Genomic DNA, 22537 nt, shown 5'->3' on the forward strand with positions numbered 1-22537 from the left:
GAACGTTTCTAATCCTCCTAAAAAGCATGGGAATATGCCGTTGTAATTATTGAATCATTGAATTATTGAAAATTTAATTTATAAAAAGCCATTATCAATTCTCAAAATAGAGTTTGATATGGCTTTTTTCAATGCTATCAGAATCTGTGTAGATTCACAAATAAGTTTCGACAAAAGCAGAAGAAGCACATACTTTTATCGAAACTTATTATTTTGTAATGCAATCGTTTTTGAAGCTAACCTATTATTACATTACGCACTTTACTTACTGGAGAGCTATGTTTTGTCTAACTTATAATCAGAAATTTATGCAATAGAAACCGATTTAGGTGCTGGAGCTGGATTTTCAGTCTTAGTAGAATCTTTCTTTACAGGTTCATCCATTAAAGCAAATTTCTTTGTAGGTTCGGTCTTGGTTGTATCCTTTTTCACCGGTTCATCCATCAAAGCGAAATTCTTTGCAGGCTCGGTCTTGGTCGTATCTTTTTTCACCGGTTCGTCCATCAAAGCAAAATTCTTTACAGGTTCGGTCTTGGCCGTATCTTTTTCTACCGGTTCGTCCATCAAAGCAAAATTCTTTGCAGGTTCGGTCTTGGCTGTATCTTTTTTCACCGGTTCGTCCATCAAAGCAAAATTCTTTGCAGGTTCGGTCTTGGCCGTATCTTTTTTCACCGGTTCGTCCATCAAAGCAAAATTCTTTGCAGGTTCGGTCTTGGTCGTATCTTTTTTTACCGGTTCTTGAGCACAAATTGTTGTTGTAATACCTAAAAACAGAATTGTAGCAACACTAAAAATCATCTTTTTCATAATCATCAATTTTTTAGTTTATTATATTGGTATTTTATTCATAAACACACCAACATAATATTCCAAAAATATGCCAAGAAAATGATATATAACAATTACACAATGATTATCAAATAATTACAAAACAACGCAATTAATATACATCCTACCAAATGTGGAATATTCCACACATAACATGTAGATTTTTTCCTCAATTGTGTAGGGTAATGTACCGTTCTGCCTCTGAAATCGTATTTACAATATAAGTTTCTACAAGTTGGCATTTTTGATCAATCTCGAAATTGAATTCTCCTTTAATTTTCTCCAACTCAATCAATATATCGGTACACTCTCGATGTTCCAACAATGTAAATAGCGGTATCAATTTATGTGACACAGCAGATATCGTACTCATATCTTTATCTTGACGAGCACTCTTAAAACGTTCCAGATTTTGTCTTGTCTCAGAGACAAACGATGCCAATATCTCATTCGCCGCATCTTTATCATCTCCTGCAAATGCCAATAACGCAGAAAAACGAAGTTCCTCCTCTGGATTATGAACGGTTTCTTCCGTATATAAATCAGAAATATAATCCGGATAATATCGGACTACAAGATCATATAACTCCTTTCCCGTAAAAGGCTTGTTTAAATGTGACGTAAAACCCGCTGATAGAAATTCATTATCAGACATATTCGACCGGGCAGTCAATGCTACAACAGGAATGGATCGAACTTCCGGCAAATCAGAAGCACGAATTAAACGAACTAATTCAAAGCCGGATAATTCAGGCATCTGAATATCTGTGAATACAAAATCGAACTTTTGGTCTGACAATAAGCCAAGCACTTCTTTCGGATGTTCACAACAGACACAAGAAAAATTATAACGTTTCATCAATGACGCCGTAAGCTCAAGCTGCAAACGATCATCATCTACCAACAAACAACGAACATTCTTTCCCATATCAAGCACAGCACTTTCTTCTGCAGTTTCTTCCGGTATTACCATATCCGTTTTCTTAAACGGAATAATTACCGTAAAACATGTTCCTTGCTCGAGTGTACTATCGACCGAAATTTTTCCGCCAAGAAGCAAGACCAGTTTTTTTGTTATAGATAATCCCAAACCAAAACCTTCAGCACCCTGCGCTCCGGGAAGTCTCGTAAACTCCTTAAAAATGCGTTCACGGTCATCTTCCGCAATTCCCATACCGGTATCTTCTACCTGAATTTTCAACCGACTACCTAATAGCTTGACTCGCAATGCAACTGAGCCTTTTTCTGTAAATTTTATAGCGTTCGACAATAAATTATTTACAACTTGCCGAATACGGAAAGGATCTCCCAGATAAGCGCCCTGCAAATCTTTATCGATTTCGGTTATCAGTTCTAAATTCTTTTTACCTGCTACAGGTATAAAACTATCTCCTATCTCACAAAAAAAACGATACGGCTCAAACGGCACATCATGTATCTCCATTTTATCAGAATCCAGTCTATGATAATCCAGTAAATCGGTTACCAATTGAAGAAGATGATCTGATGAACTCTTCATATTCTCCAAATAATATTTTGCCCGGGATTCACGAATATGTCCGGATAAAAGATCGATATAACCGATAATCGAACTTAATGGAGCTTTAATGTCATGTGTAATAGTCAACATCAACTGTTCTCTGCTTTTCAATAATTCTTCTGCCCGACGATTCGATTCTTCAAGTTCTCTCCGATAACGGTTACTCCGGGAAATATCTTTCCAAATAAAAATGATGAAAAGAACTATCAAAATCAAAGAGAACACGGCAATACCTCCCACCACCTGTACAGAATGCCTCATCACCTGGTCTCTGTCCTGATAACGTGCCAAAGATCTGTCCAACTCTTCTTGTTCGAAAGCTCTTACCAAATTATTGATTTTGACCAACAAAATTTGGTTATTATAACGTAGAGCCTCACTCCTGCGAGTAACCCGATTCTGCAATTCTTTTTGCTGATCGAAAACGGCATACTGTATATCGGAAAATATATTGGCAATCGTATCTGCTGCATTATAAGGTTGAACAACCGTATCGGTAATCAATTGCTGAGATTGACTATACACCGTATTTTCATCTTCTTTCCGTGTAGAAAAAGCATCTGCCAAACGCTTAAAGAAACTTTTTCTCGGATTTCTGACCGTGAGGGTATCTTGTTTTACTACAATTTTTTTCCTGATTTGTACCGACTTAACTACCGAATCCCTACGGGTTATTTCTCTCTGAATGTTTTGTTCATACAAATTACCGACATCTGCATTCCGGCGTAATCTCAACCATGCCAACGAATTAGATTCTTTCTCGGTTAAAAGCACGATAATACTATCCATCCGCTGCTTTTGTAACGTATCGGTAACCAACTGTTTCAAAGAGTCTAAATTTCGGTACATTTTATCAAAAGTTTGACGATAATGCCTGCTATTGCGGACATGTCCGCTACTCAATGCTTGCAAGTCACCCTCCGACTCATATAATAATGCCAATGTCTCACTAATTAGAGAACGCTTACTTCGCATAGCTCCTTCTTCCTCATCGGGAAGAGAAAGGCGGGAAAATTTATCGAATAAAAAGAACACAGAAAAAAAGGCTATTACTATCAGCAACAAATACCCAATCAAAATCTTTACTCTTATTTCTTTGAACAGCCTAAACATCTTCTACCTCCTTACTTTTCTTAAGAGCCTGTCTAATAATTTTCCTGAATATCTAAAAAAAACGGACGTAAATCATTTGTCAACGTATCGGATAATGGTATATAATCGAGAAAAGCCGTCCAAGCTTGGCCGACTACTCTTTATTATATCCTCTACATAATTATTGCGACCAATGCACATCTTATTTTTCTAATCAAAACAAAGATATAGAATAAAATAAAAGATAGATTATTCTTCTATAATTTTTCAGTATACACAGCCGCCTATCCTCAACAAAAAAGAACGGTTGCCATCCCGACAACCGTTCTTCCTTAATCTTAAATCTAAAATACCATGAAAAACTATTCTTGACGTAAAGATTACTATTCTATATAAAAATATACACACATCATTTTTCAAATGACTTACAACAAACTATATTTTCATTTAATAAAGAACTCAATAATCGTTTTTTTATGTTTTTTATCTTCAAACTCTTGTTCAATAACAAGCGATTATAAACTCAAAAACATGTTTTATTTATGTTGTACAAAAGAATATATTTTACACATCAAAACATAGCAATATTTAATCAAATAATAGCAAATTCATTGCAATCAGAAATTAAAATCTCAAAACGACGCTATTATAACCCAAGAATTTTTCATAAACCTATATTTAAGCATAATAAAAACAAGGATCTCATTACTATTCTTGTATTACACTATTTTTTAAAAAGCCTATATATCTTCGCCATATTATTCGGAGAAGAATACTCAAGTCCCTTTTCATTAAGAGTAACACCCTCACCCGTCCAACACTCATAACTTCTAGAAACATCTATATTTTCGGGATCGATATTCATATACGAAAAATCGATAGTTCCGGTTTTATCTCCCGATTCGTAATTAAAATGAGCAATATAATAGGAATCTTCGGTCTCGAGATAAAATAAATCGACTGAATTATTACGTCCCGACAATTTATGTCCATAAGCCGGACGGAAAGATTTTCCCAAACGTATGACATCATTTACTTTCTCAACAGTAGAAAATTTTATGGCTTTTTCCTGACTGATTTTCGAACCGACGGCAATTCCTTTTGTTGACAAATTATCTCCAAGAATGCAATATCCGGTTACTGCTCCGGTTGTCATTCTCGATATATTTTCCGCTTCACTACGATCTCCCATTACCAAATGATCCGGGTCATTAAAGCAATAAACACGACTAAGCCACCAGCCGAAAGAGAAACTGTTCATCATATAACTCGTATGCCACATTTCCCCCCAAGCATCGCAACTGATACGACGGGCATGGGCATAATTGGCAGGAAAAAGCGGAGATATCGACTCGATGATAAAAATATCGTCTCCGGCACGTTCCTTCAAATGCTTCATACCATAGTTATAAGCCTGAATGCCCGTAGTAACTTTCGGATTACGATAACTATCTGCCTCGATAGATCCGTTACTCAAAAAATCCAATTTCAAACATTTGATTCCGGCATCCTTAAATTTATCTATAAAAAAGTTGATGCGGGAAAGCGTAGCCGGGGCTGTCGGATCCATACACGCTGCACCGGCTTCCCACTTAATCTTACCGAAAACTTTCAATAATGCTTGTCCATACACATAACCGTTATTTCCTTCTACGGCACGATCTTCTACTCCCGCATAATCGCAGAACGGAGACCAATAAGCTCCGGCCATCTGCCCGTTTGCTTCACAGTGCTTTACAAACTGTTTCAATTCATCCCAATCGAGTTTATCCCAAGATGCATCTAAATTGATAAAGATAACACCATCATCACCGAATCCGCCTTTATTCTGAATATTCTCCTTTATAAAATCCGATACCGACACAACACCATCATAACTGATCTCAGTACCCATGCCGCCCCAACTACTCCAGCCGTAAGGTGCAGGTTTATCCCAGCTTCTTTTCGGAGCGATAGCACAACATACATCACCAAAAGTCTCCAATCCGGTACGCCAGTCACCGGAATAATGAACGATCATACGGGCAGATTTTACCTGCTGTCCCTTTACAGCACCATGAGGTTTTAATACACCATCTATCATATCGCGCGTTATATGATGCGTAACACCGCTAAAGCATTCAAGATTGGTGATCTTACCTTGTGCCAGCGGGCTTCCGGTTATCCTGACAGCAGATTTCCATGTATCATGATCGACAGAGCCGATAACCAACCCCAACTGTGTTTCACCATTAAATATTGCCGAGACTTCCATCGAAACAGAGTCTCGGGCAACACGCCCGATAGCCAAAGACTCCGGATCAGTCTGACTACAACTCAAAGGATAAGAAGCATACGTTATAAACCCGTCATTATCAAAAGGAACTGTTATAAATCGATTATTAACGTCGGCAGGCAAAAACAGATTATCGGCTTCGGTAATGATAGGCGCAATATAATTGCTCGATATAATCGAATTGTCCGGAGACTGCAATATTACATCGGTAAGAAAGTAATCTTGTCCGTCATATAAATAAAAATTTTGATAGACTATGGGGTTATCCGAATTTTCACTGCCGGTATATTCAATGGTAAATTTCCGGGCCTTACCCACTTCATCGACAATATCCTCTTGTTTTATTTTTACAGAATTATACGAAGAAGCATCCAAAAGTACATCCCCATTTTTAAACTTTATTTTGACATCTTTAAGCACTGTCACACCTTCTTTTACGAATTCCGCTTGTTTTGTCTCATCATTAAATTTAATACTCCACTTTCCAAAACTCATCTCAGAAATGGTCGCATTTGCAATAAAAGGTATAATACACAAAAAGAATAAAACTGTCAGCTTTTTCATGATATATCATATTTTAATTGACTCTCATAGATTATTATTCAGATTCTTTATCCAATGAATCCAAAACGGTCAGCATCCGGCGCATTCCTTCTGCGACAAACACGTCTTTTATTACCAGATCACGATCTACAATTACACTGAACGGAATGACTTGTATATCGCTGAAAATAGGGTATTTTCCCTCATAGCTGCAATCCGGGATAAGATGAATATTTTCCCATTTAAAATTATGCTTTTGCATAAAAGAACGGACTGTGTCCCGACTATTACCTGTAATGGCAAAAATGTCGGTCTCGGGATATTCTTCTCTGAGAGCATCCAATATTTTGAGCTCTTTAATGCAGGGAGGACAATAAATACTCCAAAAAACAATTAACGAGATATTCTTATTTTTCCCGACCGTTAGTTTATTCCCGGCTAAATCTTCAATCTCCAAATCGGGCAGTTTTTCACCGATACATTCCCGATAATTTTTAGGAATTTTTCTCATCAACAGAAAAGCTGTGGTATCCTCTACATTTCTTGAGGTAATAATATATTTTAATGTTGCCAACGAATCATTAAACATCTCTATAGATATTCTCACACTGTCAGCATCAAAAAAAGCTACATGTTTTTTGGGTTGAACAATCAAACTCTTACCATCTTCACTTCGTGTTACCGATTCTTGAGCAAATAATCCGAATGGAATAAAAAATAAAAGTAAAACGAGCGATTTTTTCATGATATCCAATATTAATGGCTTTCATAGGTTTATTCAAATTCTTTATCCAATGAATCTAAAACGGTCAGCATCCGGCGCATTCCTTCTGCGACAAACACGTCTTTTATTACCAGATCACGATCTACAATTACACTGAACGGAATGACTTGTATATCGCTGAAAATAGGGTATTTTCCCTCATAGCTGCAATCCGGGATAAGATGAATATTTTCCCATTTAAAATTATGCTTTTGCATAAAAGAACGGACTGTGTCCCGACTATTACCTGTAATGGCAAAAATGTCGGTCTCGGGATATTCTTCTCTGAGAGCATCCAATATTTTGAGCTCTTTAATGCAGGGAGGACAATAGATATTCCAAAAAACAATTAACGAAATATTCTTATTTTTCCCGACCGCCAGTTTATTCCCGGCTAAATCCTTAATCTCCAAATCGGGCAGTTTTTCTCCAATACATTCCCGATAATTTTTAGAAAATTTTCTCGTCAACAGAAAAACTGTAGTATCCTCTACATTTCTTGAGCTCATAAAATATTTTAATGTTGCCAACGAATCATTAAACATCTCCGTAGATATTCTCACACTGTCAGCATCAAAAAAGGCTATATGTTTTTTCAGCTGAACGATCAGGCCTTTACCATCTTCACTCTGCGTTACTGATTCTTGAGCAAACGCCCCAAATGGGATCAAAAATAAAAATAGAATAAACAAATTTTTCATGATATCTGCAATTTAATTTTCAGCATAATAGACATAATCTTAATCCTTGATAAAAGGATTTATCAAAATTAGAAATAGATACTTTTTTTTGTAGTAAAAAATCTGTCAATTAATATAACAATTAGACCAATTTACTTCTATATCGATAATCTGTTATATAAAAAGACTGTTCAGAAAATAGTTATCAGTTATTTTCTGAACAGTCTTTTACCAACTCAATATCTACGTGATACTTAGAGCCTGCCGTAAATTTCCCAACAAAAAATATTATCAGGTCATTTTTTTGTTGAAAAATTCAGGCTCTTAAAATCAGCAGAAACCTTCTATTAACAAATGCTTTTTCTGCTATTGTTCGCTAACGTTTTTTACTCAATATTATATCACTGCTTATAGATAGATTTTTTCCCTTGGTCCGTACCACAAGCATATATGACTTTATTGTATGCGTGTCTTTTTCGGAACTACCGTACATAATATCCGGTGCTTCCGCCCAAAAAACTTCAATAGGTGTTTTATAGGTATTCTTAATTTCAAATTTAGTTGTTCCGGCTTTAAAGGTCACGATACCGTTCTTGTAAATTTTCGATTTTACTCCTTTTATAAATTCATAAGCCGGGGATTTACCTTCGAGACGAGTATCTACAAAACCGTCCCCGAGTTCCGGCTTATCAGATAAAGCCAGGACATAATCATAGGTGTGTTCTTCTTCAGACTGTGCCTCGAACCGATCTATAAATTTATTGCGGTCAAGTTTCACCGTACGTGTCAACTTTACACCGGGATAACCATTATTATCCAATACAGCGGAAGCAACTCCCCCGTTTTTATCGGGATCGAACGATAATAAACGACCGGCACTCTTAACTCCCCTGATCTGCATATCTTGTCCGTCGACCAACACGAGATTATGAGACAATCCCCGCTTTTGCCATCCCAAATAGGCCGGTTGTGCATAACTATACGTTCCGCAATCGGTAAGAATCTCTTTCTCTCCATTGTGCAACGTAACCGAAAGCCGGTCGGGATGACTGTGCCCTCCATCACTAAAACCATAACGGAAGACCAACGTATTATCTCCTGAACGCAAAATTGAAATTCCCGTATCATCAAACAGATAACTATCTTGTTTCAACGGCGTTTTATCCGGTTTAATATCGACATTCGTCAGCAAAGCCAATGCCGAATTTCGATCTTTGGTCGCATAGACTTTTGCTAAGATTTGCAAGATAAAAGGATCTTTGAAACGGGAATATCCCATCTCATATAAAAAATCCTGATTTGAAATATCGGACATATATCCCCCGTCATTATGAGCAGGAAAAGTCATGTTCGGATACATTGCTTTAACAACACCCGTAAGCATACTTTTCAGTTTCTCATTATAAAGATCTATACCGCAAGCCCTTGCTGCATTTGCCGTCTGCAAAAGAGCCTTAAGCGGGAAATAGTGATACCCGGGCGAAGCTTCTTTATACCAGCCGTCATCATAAACCATCTTTTTGAACTCTTCGATATAGCCGACACTGCCATTAACCGCATAATCCATCATCTCGTCATTTTTTAAGGTTACAGCCAACGATGTTCGCATAGCATTATTCCAAGCCTGCCAATTGTGCTGTCCACGACGGGCCGTAATCATATCGGCAGCTTCCTGAAACAGATTTTTCTCGATTTTTTCTCTCTCTTGCTGTGTCAGACCATCCCTTATGATTTCATAAATCGGACAAACATCGGAAAACCACATGGCATCTTCTAACCATTGTTCAAACATTCTGCCCAAATAATAAGATTTAGCAACTTGCTCTTTTGTATAAACCGGATATTGCGGATATTTATCGGCATATTCCAAGAAGATTTCCTTTAGGTAATCAAAATATTTTTTGTCTTTTGTAGCTAAATATAAATAACCGCAATCGACAATAAAATATTGCATATTATGCTGATAGATATTGCGCCAGCAAGCATCGAAAAAGTCACTTTTATAAGATTTTCCGCAATCGGGACAATAGTGGTCATGAGGCTTGTCAAGCTCGAATTTAAACAGCTTTTTATGTACAGGGCAAATATAGTTCTGACTACGCCCAGTCGATTTATCGGGAATGTCAAAACCGTAACGGACACGTTCATCGACTCTTTCTTTCAACATACCGACAATTTTAGTACCCCATTCGGTTTTAGCAGAGGCTTCTACATTCCTCAAATCTTCATCCGTAAAAAAACGATAAGTTTTTTCGCAAGAGCGGTTATTTACTCCTTCTGTTAAAGTATTCGCTTCATTATTTGCTCTGAGTTGCGAAGCACTTATAAAAGCAATAAAAACAAGCGATACCGTCAGTAACATCTTTCTCATGTTATTTCGATTTACTTTTAGTTAAACATTAAATTCTTACTGATTGTCAATACGCATAATACGACATTTTTGCAACAAGCCTTTTTGTTTTACAAAGAGATAAAAGAAGCATTAATTTTTTCAAGTTATTCGTATTAGCAAATAATTAAAAAAATATTAAATGCAAATTAAGAGCATATCCTCCCCTATCTTACATTAAAATAATCTTGTTTATTCAACAAATTGAGAATTTACTCTTACAAAGTAAAAAAACGGTATCCTACAAAATCGATTTAAGCAAACATGCCCAGTTACCTGTCTCGGGAGCAAAAGACAATTTCCGGATATTTTTGTTCAAAAGGGAACAGGCCGAAAGAAAACGCAAAGAGAACCGAATAATTTTTCGCTATCGGGAAATTCAAACAGGCTATAAAACTATTTTTTTTGATTTTAACAAACTGAAAAGTAAAGATAAAAAAAATGGTTGTCATCCCGACAACCAATCTTCGTTAACCTTAAATCTAATACCATGAAAAACACATTGCAAATATATGGCATATTTCTATTTACGCAAACAAATAAACAAAAAATCGACATACAATTAACTATATTTAATTATTATAGTAAATAATCGAAATATCAGAAACACAATTTCACAATTAACCTATTCTCAAATCTATATTTCATACTTTTGTATAGACATATTACCTAAAAATATTACTTTTGTGAAAAACAAATAGCATGTCAATGAAAGTCATAGATTTAATAAAAAACAGTCCTACGACCGCATTTTCTTTTGAAGTGCTTCCCCCTCTGAAGGGGAACAGTATCGAAAAAGTTTTCAATACGATAGATACATTACGGGAATTCGATCCCAAATACATCAATATCACGACCCATCGAAGCGAATTTTTATATAAAGACATGGAAGGGGGATTATATAAACGTGTGACTGTCCGCACCCGACCCGGAACTGTTGCAGTGGCTGCCGCTATTCAGAATAAATATCAAATTCCCGCTGTTCCCCATATAATATGCAGCGGATTTACTCAAAGTGAAACGGAATACGCCTTGATAGACCTGAGTTTTCTGGGAATATGCGACTTGCTGATTTTGCGAGGAGATAAAGCAAAACATGAAAACAGATTTATTCCGACTCCCGAAGGGCATGCGCACGCTATCGATCTGCAAGCCCAAGTAAACCGGTTTAATGAAGGATACTTTCTGGACGGAAGCAAAATGTCCCTCATAAATACTCCGTTTTCTTATGGTGTAGCAGGATACCCGGAAAAGCATGATGAAGCTCCCAATCCCGATTCAGACCTCTTCTGGCTTAAAGAAAAAGTAAAAGCAGGAGCAGAATATATCGTAACGCAAATGTTTTTTGATAATGAAAAATACTTTTCTTTTGTCGACCGTTGCAAGAGCGAAGGTATCGATGTACCCATTATTCCGGGCATCAAACCCATAAACTTCCGCAATCAACTTACGGTTCTACCCAAGGTTTTCCACGTCGATCTTCCTGAGGCACTGGCCTCTGAATTAAGAAAATGCAAAACCGATGAAGAGGCTAAAGAGGTTGGTGTAGAATGGTGTATATTACAAGCTAAGGAACTAAAAGAAAAAGGTGTACCAAGCATCCACTTTTACTCGATGATGGCTACCGAAAGTATAAAACGTGTAGCACGGCAAGTATATTAAAACAATAAGAAGGAGGTAATTATCGTGTTTTTCAAAGATATTATCGGACAAGATGAGGTAAAGAAAAGATTGATACATTCTGTAAAATCCGGACAAATAGCTCATGCCCAACTGTTTTGCGGGCCTGAGGGAATCGGGAAATTACCTTTGGCTCTTGCTTATGCCCGATATATACAATGCACGAACAAGGGTGAAGATGATGCTTGTGGTGTGTGTCCGTCATGCAAACAATTCAGTTCGGTCATGCATCCCGACATTCACTTTGTATTTCCGATTTATAAGAATGAAAAAAAGAAAAAACGTTTGTGCGACGACTATATAGATGAATGGCGCAAATGTCTCTCCGAGAATCAGTATCTTTCATTGGAACAGTGGCTTTCTTATATCGATGCGGAAAATTCCCAAGTAAGCATCTATGCTGACGAAAGCCGTGAAATTATTCGGAAAATAAGTCTCAAAACTTATGAATCGGATTATAAAATCATGATTATCTGGTTACCCGAATTAATGAATCCCGTGTGTGCCAACAAATTGCTGAAAATACTGGAAGAACCTTACGAAAAGACCGTTTTTTTGTTGGTCAGCAATCAACCCGATAAAATATTGGGTACTATACTCTCCCGTTCACAACGCATTAATATGCGGGTCGTTTCATCCGAAAAAATATCGGAAGCCTTGCAAAGGCGATACTCCTTAGGACAACAAGATGCCGATGCTGTGGCACACATCGCAAACGGAAATTTCATTAAAGCCTTGGAAACGATACAGCTCTCAGAAGAAAACCAATATTTCTTCGACCTTTTCGTGCGCCTCATGCGCCTGGCCTACGGCAGAAAAATAAAAGATTTAAAGGCATGGAGTGAAGAGGCTGCCGATATGGGAAGAGAAAAAGAAAAACGTTTTCTGGCTTATACTCAACGTATGTTACGAGAAAATTATATTTATAATCTTCATATCCCCGAAATCAGCTATTTAAATAGTAGGGAAGAACAATTTTCAACACGTTTCGCACCGTTCATACACGAACGTAATATTATTTCATTGATGAATGAACTGAGCAGGGCGGAATCGGACATATCGCAAAATGCAAACGGAAAGATCGTATTTTTTGATTTGGCAATAAAAATGATTATGTTGCTGAAAAGTTAAAAATTAAAACTCTGTTCGCTACTATTATCAAAAAGCATATCTTTGTAGTCCGTAAAAATCAATAATATTTTACGGTACACAAATCTACGGGGCTGACCGGTTTTGACAGCGGGTAGAAATAGTGTGTAAGCATGCAGAGCGTGGATGGCTTGCTCTATAATCTCAGACATCAAAAATTTAACTGGCGAAAATAACTACGCTCTTGCTGCTTAATCGAAGTATAGTAGATTAGCTTAATCTCCGCAACAGTTGTGGAGACAAGACATCACCCGGTTGCTGTTGTTCCGAAGCGTTCCGAAATGGTGGTGCAATAATATCGGAAATAGTGGGTAGCCGGCCTTGTGCCACCCATGAAATTTTAAAGGCTAAGGTATGAATTGGTGGCTTCGGTCTTGTTCATACCCGACAATCAAAGCGAAGATAAGCATGTAGAAAGCTCATTAGTTCCTCGTTTGGACGAGGGTTCGAATCCCTCCAGCTCCACTTTGTTTTTATAAAATATTATCATCAATAGTTGTATAAATATTTTCTTTAAAGAAAAATTTATACAACTTCTATATAAGGAATAAATACAGCAAAAACAAGCTTATATATAATTTTTACTCACGTCGAATCGAGTTCGTTATCCTATCTATATTACACATATCCAAATTTTTATATTAAACCTTTTTCTGTACTATTGAAAATATTCAGGAAGCTGATTCTTAATCTTTTTTCTAATATTGTGAATTCTACTTTTTACTGTACCTTCTTTCATGTTGAGAATATTTCCTATCTCTTTATAACTTTTACCCTGTATCAAAAGTCCAATCAAAACACGAGTCGGAATATCCATTTTATTTATTAAATTCAAGATATAGTCATAATCATAAAGGATCATATTATTTTCAACCTGAACATTATACTCCATCTCTTGTTCTATATATAAAATTTTGCTCTTTCTCATTAAAGAAATAAAGCGGTTTCTTATAAAAACAAAAGATATTTTCAAAGAGTACTGCCGTGATTCGAATTTGTCTCTATTTTTAAGAATTTGATAATTTACATCCTGTACAATATCTAACGCATCATCATAGTCATGCGTCAATGAGACAGCATACTTAAACATTATAGGCTGGTATTTATCCAGCTCACCGTCAAGATCGAAGTTTTCCATTTGCTTTAAGATCAACATTAAATAAAAAGAAACCTCCATCCCGTTCTGGTATAACTGAAAAGACATGAAAGCACATCATCTCCATGAGTGCTTTTGGGAATGGAGGTTTCTATACCTTCACTCCAGAACAACACTCTGAAGCCTATGCTTTCATGTCTTTTCGTTAATAAAAGTAGCTATAAAATCTGAATTAAAAAATTATTTCAGATACTATTTTAAAATAATTGAAACATTTCTACTTATATTTTTACTTAAAAATTTCAATAACACACCTATAAATCAAGACAATAAGACAACATAAAATTACAATTTCAAATTCAAAAATTTTCAAATCGACAAATATTTTCCGATGCAAAAAATTCAATCTTTGCTACGACAAAAATAAATAGAATTACTTCATTCTTCCAAATACAGACACAATGGTATCCTCAGAATCTTTTAATCCCCCAGCTATCGAACGAACGGCGTTTAGCTGCCCAAAGTGTCAATAAGACAGATATTAATGACGAAGAAAAGATCGTAATCATAAGCATAATCTGGTATTTGATCGCGACATTGGGACTGCTTCCGCCCAGTATCTGACCGGTCATAGTCCCCGGTAAAGCAACCAACCCCATGACGGCCATCGATGCAATAGTCGGATTAAATGATTTTATCAACGCTTCACGCATAAATGGCGCTGTCGCTTCACCTCGTGTCGCCCCGTTTGCCAATAAATAAAAATAAAGCTGGCGTTCTCGGTCAAGACTTCCATAAAAGACATTAAGAGCTATAACATTGGCCGAAAGCATATTGCCGAGTATCATACCGCTGACAGGAACAAAATAACGTGCTTCGAACAGATGATCTAACTTTATAATTATTCCTAAGAAATAGACATCTATAATACAGATAGAACAAAAAAACGCAACTATTACCGGGATAAAGAGCTGCTTTACCGGTAATTTAGTCCGCCCCAATACCGTCCACGAAGCTACACAAATCATAACAATCACCCACAACAAATTGATCCATGCCGAATTCCATGTAAACAAATATTCCAAATAAAAACCGATCAAAAACAATTGTAAAGTCATCCGACTTGCCGCAATGAGCGTATCCTTCACCAATCCCGTACGATAATAGGCCAATGCCGTCACAGGTATCAACAATAATAAAAAACCGAGGCACATGCTGCCCCAACCGATATCGACAATTCCGTTCATCTTTCTTCTCCTATTTTTATACTGCGATCAAACGCCCGGATAAACCGCTCGTCATGCGATACGGCAACCATTGTCATACTCTTATAAGATTTCAAGAATACGATCAGCTTTTCAATAGAATCAGAATCTAAAGCCGACGTAGGCTCATCCAATAACAAAAGTGGTTTATCCAATAAGACCGCAATAGCGATCATAACTCGCTGACGTTGCCCTCCGGAAATCTCGACAAGATGTTTTGTATATATCTCCTGCTCCAGTCCCAAATGCCCGAATATATTTAAAACGGTTTGCTCTGCCGGTATTTTATTCCTATTTTGCCGGAGTTTGAAAGGCGCAAACACACATTCCTTTACAGTGTCATAGGGTAAAGTAAACTCCTGAGGTACCCAAGCTATAAGACGACGAATATCCGATACAGTAGCACCGGTAAGCAATTGTCCGCCAACCCATATTTCACCTTCATCGGGCTGCACCAACCCTGCAATACTACTCAATAAAGTACTTTTTCCCGTTCCCGAAGCACCATAAACGACAACCTTTTCGCCTGAAGATACCTCATCCGAAAAATGAGTCATCAGAGGTTTCCCGTCATAGATGAATGTCACATCTTTAAATAAAATCATCCGCATCTTTCCTTTTTAAGAATACAAAGATAATTCATCCTGATATTTTCATCAATATAAGATTGACAAGCCTCCTTTCAAAATACATTTAAAGAAAAAACTCCCCGTATCCTTAAATACGAGGAGTTTTTTCAAAAAAGTAACCGATGATTTCATTTTCAATGAAACCGATCAAGGCTCTACGATAGAACAGATACTTACCCGATTCCAATCCGGATCTGTAAACATATCTCCGATTCCTTGCCCTTCTGCCGTAATGCGACTTGCATTGATCTTATATTTTTTCACAAGAATGTTCTTTACTGCTTCAGCCCGAGCCTGAGCCAGCTTTTTATTGAATTCGAGATTTCCTTCAGGAGATGCATAACCTTTGATAATCACATTTGTCTCAGCATGCTTTTTCATATAAACGGCGACTCGTTCTACATTAGGTAATTGCGAAGCGTCAACTGTCGATCTACCCTGTCGGAAGGTAATGATAGATTCCGGAATACGGCTGGTTTCTACCACAGTTTCTACTTTTACAGGACGATTGCGACAATCGGCCAACTCTTGCTGTAACATACCGATCTTTTGATTTGCATTGTTTACGACACTGTTTTTCTCGTTTACTTGTGTACGAAGATTATTAATAGAAGCGTTCAATTGATCGATTTCGGTCTGATTATAAGCTCTGACCTTCGTAAAATGGTGCTTTCCATTACTACCTTTAAAATGATAAGTTGCCCCGGCTGTCAATTCAAAAAATGCATTATTCGCATTAAAGCGGCTTTTTGCCCTGTTAAAATCACCCTCCATATCATATACAATAGCGGGTTTAATCCCCAAAGTCCAAGCTTTCGTTTCTCCGAAATTGAAATTCAGATTCAACCCGAAACGGGTAGACCAAGAATTATCGTCATCAGAACCGTTTACATAATAATGCATCCAACCGATACCGGCCACCGCTTCAATTTCGAATAAACGGGGAGTACCGGGATAGCCTCCGAACAGATTCATCAAATTAAATTTGTTCAACAAACTGACGTCAGAAGCATCGATAGCATTTTTACTATCTGTCGTATTTATATACCCCATACCCTGAAACTCCATTCCGAAAATCGGAGTTAATTGTTTAGTTACTCCAAGTCCGAAAGTCGGACGGGCATCTTTAAAAAAAGAACTGTGTGTCAAAGGGGTTACCATACCCGCTTTAAACTCTATAGACCAATTATCTCCTATTTTAGTACCTTGGAGAGCAGTCTGGTCAGTCTGAGCATTTGCTGCAAACGCGCTTATCACAAATGCTGATAAGATAATAGACTTTTTCATAATTAAAAATATTAATAGATAACTCGATAAAATTATTATATCTTGGATTTTATTTTTTGACTTTTAAATAACCGAAGACGCACTTCACGCTAAATAGCAATCTTAATAGACTATCATCACGGTTCTCATATTTCCGCTCAACCGATAATTCATGATAAAAAAAATCTTTCCGTATTCATAATTCAATTTTTGTTATTTATAATTTAAGATGTTTTCTTTTTAGATAACATTATAGACGAAACCTTTGTTCGCTATTTGTGAATAAAAATAACGTCCTCTTTTTTCTCATTTCATAACATAAAATCCCATACACCCTAAAAAGCACATCTTATCTCAGATATAATAGTTAGATAATAAGCACATTAGTCTTTATAATGGGAAATTAAAAACAGATAAAACAAGTGATTTTCTTGAAATTTAAATTAATCGGAATATAAAAAAGTACTCACAAATTTCATATTTGCATAATCTATCGAAAAGCGATTTATCGACCTAACAGCACAAAAAAGTGCATGCGGATTTTTAATCGCACATGCACTTTTTTCAGAAACTCTTTTTCAGAGAAACAGAATCTTAGAGCCTATCTAAATTTTCCAACAAAAAATATTATCAGGTCATTTTTGTGTTTTCCTCCGGTCTGTTTTCCCGTTTTCACTCGTCAGATAGCCCGCTATCCTCCTCGTAAAAGCTGAAAAACGTCCTCGAAGGGAAATCTCAAACCTGACCCAAGTAAAATTCAGACAGATTCTAAATCTGACTACAACTCCAACTTATTCTTATATAAACCTATCAATCGATACCTCCTCCCAAAGCATGATAAAGATTAATTACACCTTGTATCTCTTCAAAACAATCCGATACCGCGTCCAACTCGGCCTGCAGCAAAGTTTGACGAGCGGTAAGGACTTCCAGATAATTTTGAGAACTGTAACGCATCAACAGTTCTGAACTACGAACTGCCGATTCTAAAGAGGTAATCTGCTGCTTATTCAGATGATGACGTTTACGTGCCGTTTGCCATTGTAACAAAGCATCATTTACCTCTGTACCTGCATCAAGTAAACTTTGCTTGAACGAAAGCAATGCTTCTTCTTGCTGAGCTTTGGCAACCTTTAAATTGGCAATATTCTGCCCCCGGTTAAAAAGAGGTTGTACTAATGAGCCTATGGCTGAAAACAGCCACTGCCCGGGATTAGAGATAACAGCTCCTGCGGCATTTGTCCATCCGGCAGAACCACTCAATGTAATTGAAGGATAAAATGCCGAATGTGCTTGATTAGTAACATAAAACGCAGCAGCTAAAGCGGCCTCGCTTTGACGGACATCGGGACGACGGTGCAATAATTGCAAAGGAATGCCTACCGAAAGTGTATCCGGGAATTTTTGTTGTTTTAAAGTCGAACGGGATATTGTTTCCGGAGTCGAACCTAACAACGCACAAAGAGCATTCTCCGTCTCTGTAATCTGACGTTCTATCGAAAGCAAGGAGGCGTCCACAGAAAGTTTACTCGCCTCGGTCTGAGCAACAGCCATATCAGTCGTTTGTCCGGCCTTTTTCAACGCCTTCATCACACGCAAGTTCTCGCTCCAATTTTCAGCAGTACGTCTACTGATTTCAAGCTGCTCATCAAGCATCAACAACGTATAATAACTATTAGCAATAGTAGCGACCAACTGAGTCTGTACAGCCTGACGATAAGCCTCGCTCTGTTCTAATACGGCTTTTGCCTCTCTTTTGGCATTCGTCACACGACCGAAGATATCGATTTCCCAATCTGCAGAAACAGCCAAATTATAGCTTTTAGTGAGTTTAGACTTTTCCGCTTTATTCAATGTACCTTGCGGTGATAACGATATCGAAGGTAAATAAGAAAGTCGGGAAGTCATAAGCAAAGCTTCTGCCTCCTTCACTTTCAATCGGGCAATGTTCAAATCGGTATTATTCTTTAATCCGGTGTCGATCAGCTGCTGTAACTGCGAATCTGTAAAAATTTCTCTCCACGAAAGGGCAGCTATCGAAGCTGTATCCGTTTGTTCCTGAGTATGACGAAAAAGACTGTCTGTAACAGTTTTCATGTCAGGTTGTTTATACTTCCGATATATCGAACATCCGCTCGTTCCTATGATCAAGGATATACATATTATTATTTTTTTCATACGAATCTTCTTTTCAATTAGTTCTCCTCCTCCAATTTCGATACTTTACGCTGAGGCATAATTTTCTCTTGCAGATATTGGAACACGATAAACAAAACCGGTACGATAAATAATAATGCTATAGTACCGATTAACATACCGCCTACCGTCCCGACACCGATAGAAATATTTCCGTTTGCTCCTACCCCCGAAGCAAACATTAACGGCAACATACCGAAGATCATCGTCAATGAGGTCATTAAAATAGGTCGCAAACGCACTTCTGCTGCAGACACCGCAGCTTGTGTAATGCTCATCCCTTGATGACGCCGCTCCGAAGCATATTCTGTCAACAAAATAGCTGTTTTTGCCAACAAACCGATCAGCATGATCAAACCTGTCTGCAAATAGATATTATTTTCCAAACCGAACATTTTGGCAAAAAGGAAACTTCCGGCCAATCCGAACGGTACTGATAGAATAACCGCCAAAGGAATAAACAAACTTTCGTAAAGAGCACACAGAATCAAATAAATAAATACTACACAAATGACAAACACCAATACAGTCGTATTTCCTGTTGAAGATTCTTCTCGTGACATTCCGCCAAACTCGAAACCATAACCGGCAGGTAATGTTTCTTCGGCAACTTCACGTACCGCCTGAATAGCTTGTCCGGAACTATAACCGGTAGCAGGCGCTCCATTAACGGATATAGCGGAAAAAAGATTAAAACGGGTTAAAGTCTCAGAGCCATATACCCGAGTCAAAGTCAAATACTGGCTGACAGGAGACATCTCTCCATCCGAATTACGAACGAACATATTATTCAACGCTTCCGTATCTAACCGGAACTCAGGAGATGCCTGTACCATTACACGATAAAGTTTTGAAAAACGGTTCATATTCGAGGCATAATTACCTCCGATATATCCCGACAAAGTACTTAACACATCAGATGGAGATACTCCGTTGCGCTTACAGCGAGCAGCATCGACCTCGACCATATACTGAGGGAATTTGGTATCAAACGAGGTCGTTGCACGTCCGATTTCCGGTCGTGCATTCAATTTCTCAATCATTTGCCTCGTATATTTCAGCAAATCTTCTATAGAACCGCCTTTTTGATCTTGTACATAAATTTCAAAACCACTACTCACTCCATATCCCGGGATCATAGGCTGGGCAAAAGCCATGATCTGAGCCGAGGATATATCATCTGTACGCCGGTATATCTCATCAATAACGGCATTTATTTCATCCTCTTTTTCCTGACGCTCGTCCCATTGTTTCAGACGGACAATAAACATACCGTTAGACGATCCTTGTCCGCTGATCATTCCGTTACCCGTCACCTTAGAAAACATCCGTATTTGCGGAATATCACTAATGCGTCTATCCACTTCATCCATAATAATTTTCGTCTCCTCCAAAGTATTTCCCGGTGAAGTTCGCACATCAACAAATATAGTTCCCATATCTTCCTGCGGAACAAGTCCGGTTTTAGTCGTTTTCATCAAAATAAACAAACCGGCAAAAGCCACCAACAATAAAACCAAAGCCAACCATTTCCGTTTCAGCATAAAGAAAACTCCCGTTTTATATTTCTGTACCAAACGGTGAAAAGCACTGTCGAATGCAATATGAAAACGAGAGGAAAAACTCATTTTTTTTCCATCGCCTGCAACTTCATGAGGAGTCATAATCAATGCACAAAGGGCAGGACTTAACGTCAAGGCATTGACCAAAGAGATCGCTACGGCAACAGCCATCGTCAATCCGAATTGCGTGTAAAACGTACCGGTCGTTCCTCCCATAAAACTGACAGGAATAAAGACTGCCATAAAGACAAATGTCGTCGTTACCAATGCAGATGTAATTCCTCCCATCGCATCGATCGTAGCCCGGTATGAAGATTTATACCCTTCATCGAATTTTGCCTGAACAGCTTCTACGACAACGATAGCATCATCCACCACAGTACCGATTACCAATACCAATGCAAACAAGGTCAACATATTCAAGCTAAAACCCGCCACATATAAAAAAGCGAATGTCCCCACTAAAGAAACAACTATCGAGATTGCCGGAATAAAAGTAGAACGCATGCTTTGCAAAAACACATACACCACCAAAATCACCAGTAAAATAGCTTCAACAAGCGTTTTTATCACATTTTGAATAGAAGCATCCAAAAAATCTTTAGAACTCATCAGGTCTACCAACTCCATACCTTTAGGCAAAGTTTTCGATATTTCTGCTGTCACTTTGTCTATTTCTTCTATGATCTCATTGGCATTAGACCCGGATGTTTGTGCAATCATACAGTTAGATCCGGGATGTCCGTTTACTTCTCCTATATAAGTATAGGACCTAGAACCTAATTCTATCCGTGCAACATCTTTCAAACGAAGGACTTCCCCGCTTTTTAAAGATCGGATTACCAAATTTTCATAATCTTTTTCCTCTTCATAACGTCCCCGGTATTTCAGGACATATTGGAATGTGTTTCCAGATTCCGCACCAAGTGTTCCGGTAGGAGCTTCTAAATTCTGCTCATCAAGTACGGCAGCAATATCCGACGGCATCAAGTTATATTTAGCCATTTTACCGGGATCAAGCCAAATACGCAAAGAATAATCCGCTCCCATTACATTAACCTCACCCACTCCGGCAATACGAGAAAGACGCGGCTCGATATTAATCTTCAGGTAATTATTAAGAAAGCTCTCATCAAACGAATTATCCGGACTATAAAGGGCTAATGCTTTAATATTACTTGTCTGACGCTTACGCACAGTAATGCCACCCTTCGTTACTTCTGCAGGCAATAATCCCTGTGCCGTTGCAATACGATTCTGGACATTGACTGTCGCCATATCGGGATCAGTACCTTGACGGAAATAAATAGTAATTCGTGCCGAACCGGTATTGGTTGCAGACGAAGTCATATACATCATATTTTCCACCCCGTTCAATGCCTCTTCAAGAGGAACAATGACACTCTTTTGCACAGTCTCGGCATTTGCTCCTGTATAAGTAGCAGAAACACTGACGGTAGGAGGTGCGATTTCAGGAAATTGTTCGATAGGAAGCTGCGAAAGCCCTATCAATCCAACAAGTAAAATAACAACCGAAATAACAACCGATAAAATAGGCCGGTCAATAAATGTTCTGATTTTCAT

At 37.8% G+C, this 22537-nt stretch carries 14 protein-coding genes and 1 other RNA gene; 3 read left to right on the plus strand and 12 right to left on the minus strand.

Going from position 1 to position 22537, the window contains the following annotated elements:
- Positions 1–306: 306 nt before the first annotated feature.
- From AC0UMU_RS01225 to AC0UMU_RS01250, 6 genes are all read right to left on the minus strand, one after another.
- Positions 307–807: a hypothetical protein gene (locus AC0UMU_RS01225; RefSeq protein ID WP_288641919.1), complete on the minus strand. Its 501-nt coding sequence runs from the start codon at positions 805–807 to the stop codon at positions 307–309.
- Positions 808–997: 190 nt separating this feature from the next.
- Positions 998–3445, minus strand: coding sequence for a hybrid sensor histidine kinase/response regulator (locus AC0UMU_RS01230; protein ID WP_169721110.1), 2448 nt, complete (start codon positions 3443–3445; stop codon positions 998–1000).
- A 739-nt stretch (positions 3446–4184) separates the two neighbouring features.
- Positions 4185–6299 carry an alpha-amylase family protein gene (locus AC0UMU_RS01235; RefSeq protein ID WP_288641916.1) on the minus strand — a complete coding sequence of 705 codons (2115 nt, stop codon included), beginning with the start codon at positions 6297–6299 and terminating at the stop codon, positions 4185–4187.
- Positions 6300–6333: 34 nt separating this feature from the next.
- Positions 6334–7023 (minus strand): TlpA family protein disulfide reductase, encoded by a 690-nt coding sequence (locus AC0UMU_RS01240; protein ID WP_009317326.1) that lies wholly within the window; start codon positions 7021–7023, stop codon positions 6334–6336.
- A gap of 29 nt (positions 7024–7052) precedes the next feature.
- Positions 7053–7742, minus strand: a complete 690-nt coding sequence (locus tag AC0UMU_RS01245) for a TlpA family protein disulfide reductase (protein WP_302548585.1) — start codon at positions 7740–7742, stop codon at positions 7053–7055.
- Positions 7743–8097: 355 nt separating this feature from the next.
- Complete coding sequence (locus tag AC0UMU_RS01250; RefSeq protein ID WP_009317328.1) at positions 8098–10092, minus strand: heparinase II/III domain-containing protein; 1995 nt, start codon at positions 10090–10092, stop codon at positions 8098–8100.
- 726 nt (positions 10093–10818) lie between these two features.
- Between AC0UMU_RS01250 and metF the strand changes: the two genes are divergently transcribed.
- The 3 genes from metF to ssrA all read left to right on the plus strand — a co-directional run bounded on the left by metF (position 10819) and on the right by ssrA (position 13407).
- Entirely contained in the window at positions 10819–11772 is a 954-nt protein-coding gene (metF, locus tag AC0UMU_RS01255; protein WP_278715540.1) for a methylenetetrahydrofolate reductase [NAD(P)H], read from the plus strand.
- A 24-nt stretch (positions 11773–11796) separates the two neighbouring features.
- A complete protein-coding gene (holB, locus tag AC0UMU_RS01260; protein WP_278715537.1) occupies positions 11797–12921 on the plus strand; it encodes a DNA polymerase III subunit delta' in 1125 nt (374 codons plus the stop codon).
- A gap of 88 nt (positions 12922–13009) precedes the next feature.
- Positions 13010–13407, plus strand: a transfer-messenger RNA (tmRNA) gene (gene ssrA / locus AC0UMU_RS01265).
- Between the two features lie 190 nt (positions 13408–13597).
- Here the strand turns inward: ssrA and AC0UMU_RS01270 are convergent.
- The 6 genes from AC0UMU_RS01270 to AC0UMU_RS01295 form a co-directional block, all read right to left on the minus strand.
- Positions 13598–14077, minus strand: coding sequence for an RNA polymerase sigma factor (locus AC0UMU_RS01270; protein ID WP_009317331.1), 480 nt, complete (start codon positions 14075–14077; stop codon positions 13598–13600).
- A 428-nt stretch (positions 14078–14505) separates the two neighbouring features.
- Positions 14506–15282: an ABC transporter permease gene (locus AC0UMU_RS01275; RefSeq protein WP_022599852.1), complete on the minus strand. Its 777-nt coding sequence runs from the start codon at positions 15280–15282 to the stop codon at positions 14506–14508.
- Positions 15279–15905: an ABC transporter ATP-binding protein gene (locus AC0UMU_RS01280; protein WP_031258114.1), complete on the minus strand. Its 627-nt coding sequence runs from the start codon at positions 15903–15905 to the stop codon at positions 15279–15281. The genes AC0UMU_RS01275 and AC0UMU_RS01280 overlap by 4 nt, the downstream gene beginning before the upstream one ends.
- Positions 15906–16076: 171 nt before the next feature.
- The gene (locus AC0UMU_RS01285) at positions 16077–17216 is read right to left on the minus strand and encodes an OmpA family protein (protein WP_278715531.1); all 1140 of its coding nucleotides are present in this window, start codon (positions 17214–17216) and stop codon (positions 16077–16079) included.
- 789 nt (positions 17217–18005) lie between these two features.
- Positions 18006–19373 (minus strand): efflux transporter outer membrane subunit, encoded by a 1368-nt coding sequence (locus AC0UMU_RS01290; RefSeq protein ID WP_278585795.1) that lies wholly within the window; start codon positions 19371–19373, stop codon positions 18006–18008.
- A 17-nt stretch (positions 19374–19390) separates the two neighbouring features.
- Entirely contained in the window at positions 19391–22537 is a 3147-nt protein-coding gene (locus AC0UMU_RS01295; protein WP_278715528.1) for an efflux RND transporter permease subunit, read from the minus strand.

The organism is Coprobacter fastidiosus (assembly GCF_982245605.1).

Coding starts and splice junctions, on each gene's coding strand:
- AC0UMU_RS01250 (WP_009317328.1), bottom strand. CDS start 10,092: ATGAGAAAGATGTTACTGACGGTATCGCTTGTTTTTATTGCTTTTATA.
- AC0UMU_RS01225 (WP_288641919.1), bottom strand. CDS start 807: ATGAAAAAGATGATTTTTAGTGTTGCTACAATTCTGTTTTTAGGTATT.
- AC0UMU_RS01290 (WP_278585795.1), bottom strand. CDS start 19,373: ATGAAAAAAATAATAATATGTATATCCTTGATCATAGGAACGAGCGGA.
- AC0UMU_RS01270 (WP_009317331.1), bottom strand. CDS start 14,077: ATGGAAAACTTCGATCTTGACGGTGAGCTGGATAAATACCAGCCTATA.
- AC0UMU_RS01280 (WP_031258114.1), bottom strand. CDS start 15,905: ATGATTTTATTTAAAGATGTGACATTCATCTATGACGGGAAACCTCTG.
- AC0UMU_RS01275 (WP_022599852.1), bottom strand. CDS start 15,282: ATGAACGGAATTGTCGATATCGGTTGGGGCAGCATGTGCCTCGGTTTT.
- metF (WP_278715540.1), top strand. CDS start 10,819: ATGAAAGTCATAGATTTAATAAAAAACAGTCCTACGACCGCATTTTCT.
- AC0UMU_RS01235 (WP_288641916.1), bottom strand. CDS start 6,299: ATGAAAAAGCTGACAGTTTTATTCTTTTTGTGTATTATACCTTTTATT.
- AC0UMU_RS01295 (WP_278715528.1), bottom strand. CDS start 22,537: ATGAAAATCAGAACATTTATTGACCGGCCTATTTTATCGGTTGTTATT.
- AC0UMU_RS01245 (WP_302548585.1), bottom strand. CDS start 7,742: ATGAAAAATTTGTTTATTCTATTTTTATTTTTGATCCCATTTGGGGCG.
- AC0UMU_RS01240 (WP_009317326.1), bottom strand. CDS start 7,023: ATGAAAAAATCGCTCGTTTTACTTTTATTTTTTATTCCATTCGGATTA.
- AC0UMU_RS01285 (WP_278715531.1), bottom strand. CDS start 17,216: ATGAAAAAGTCTATTATCTTATCAGCATTTGTGATAAGCGCGTTTGCA.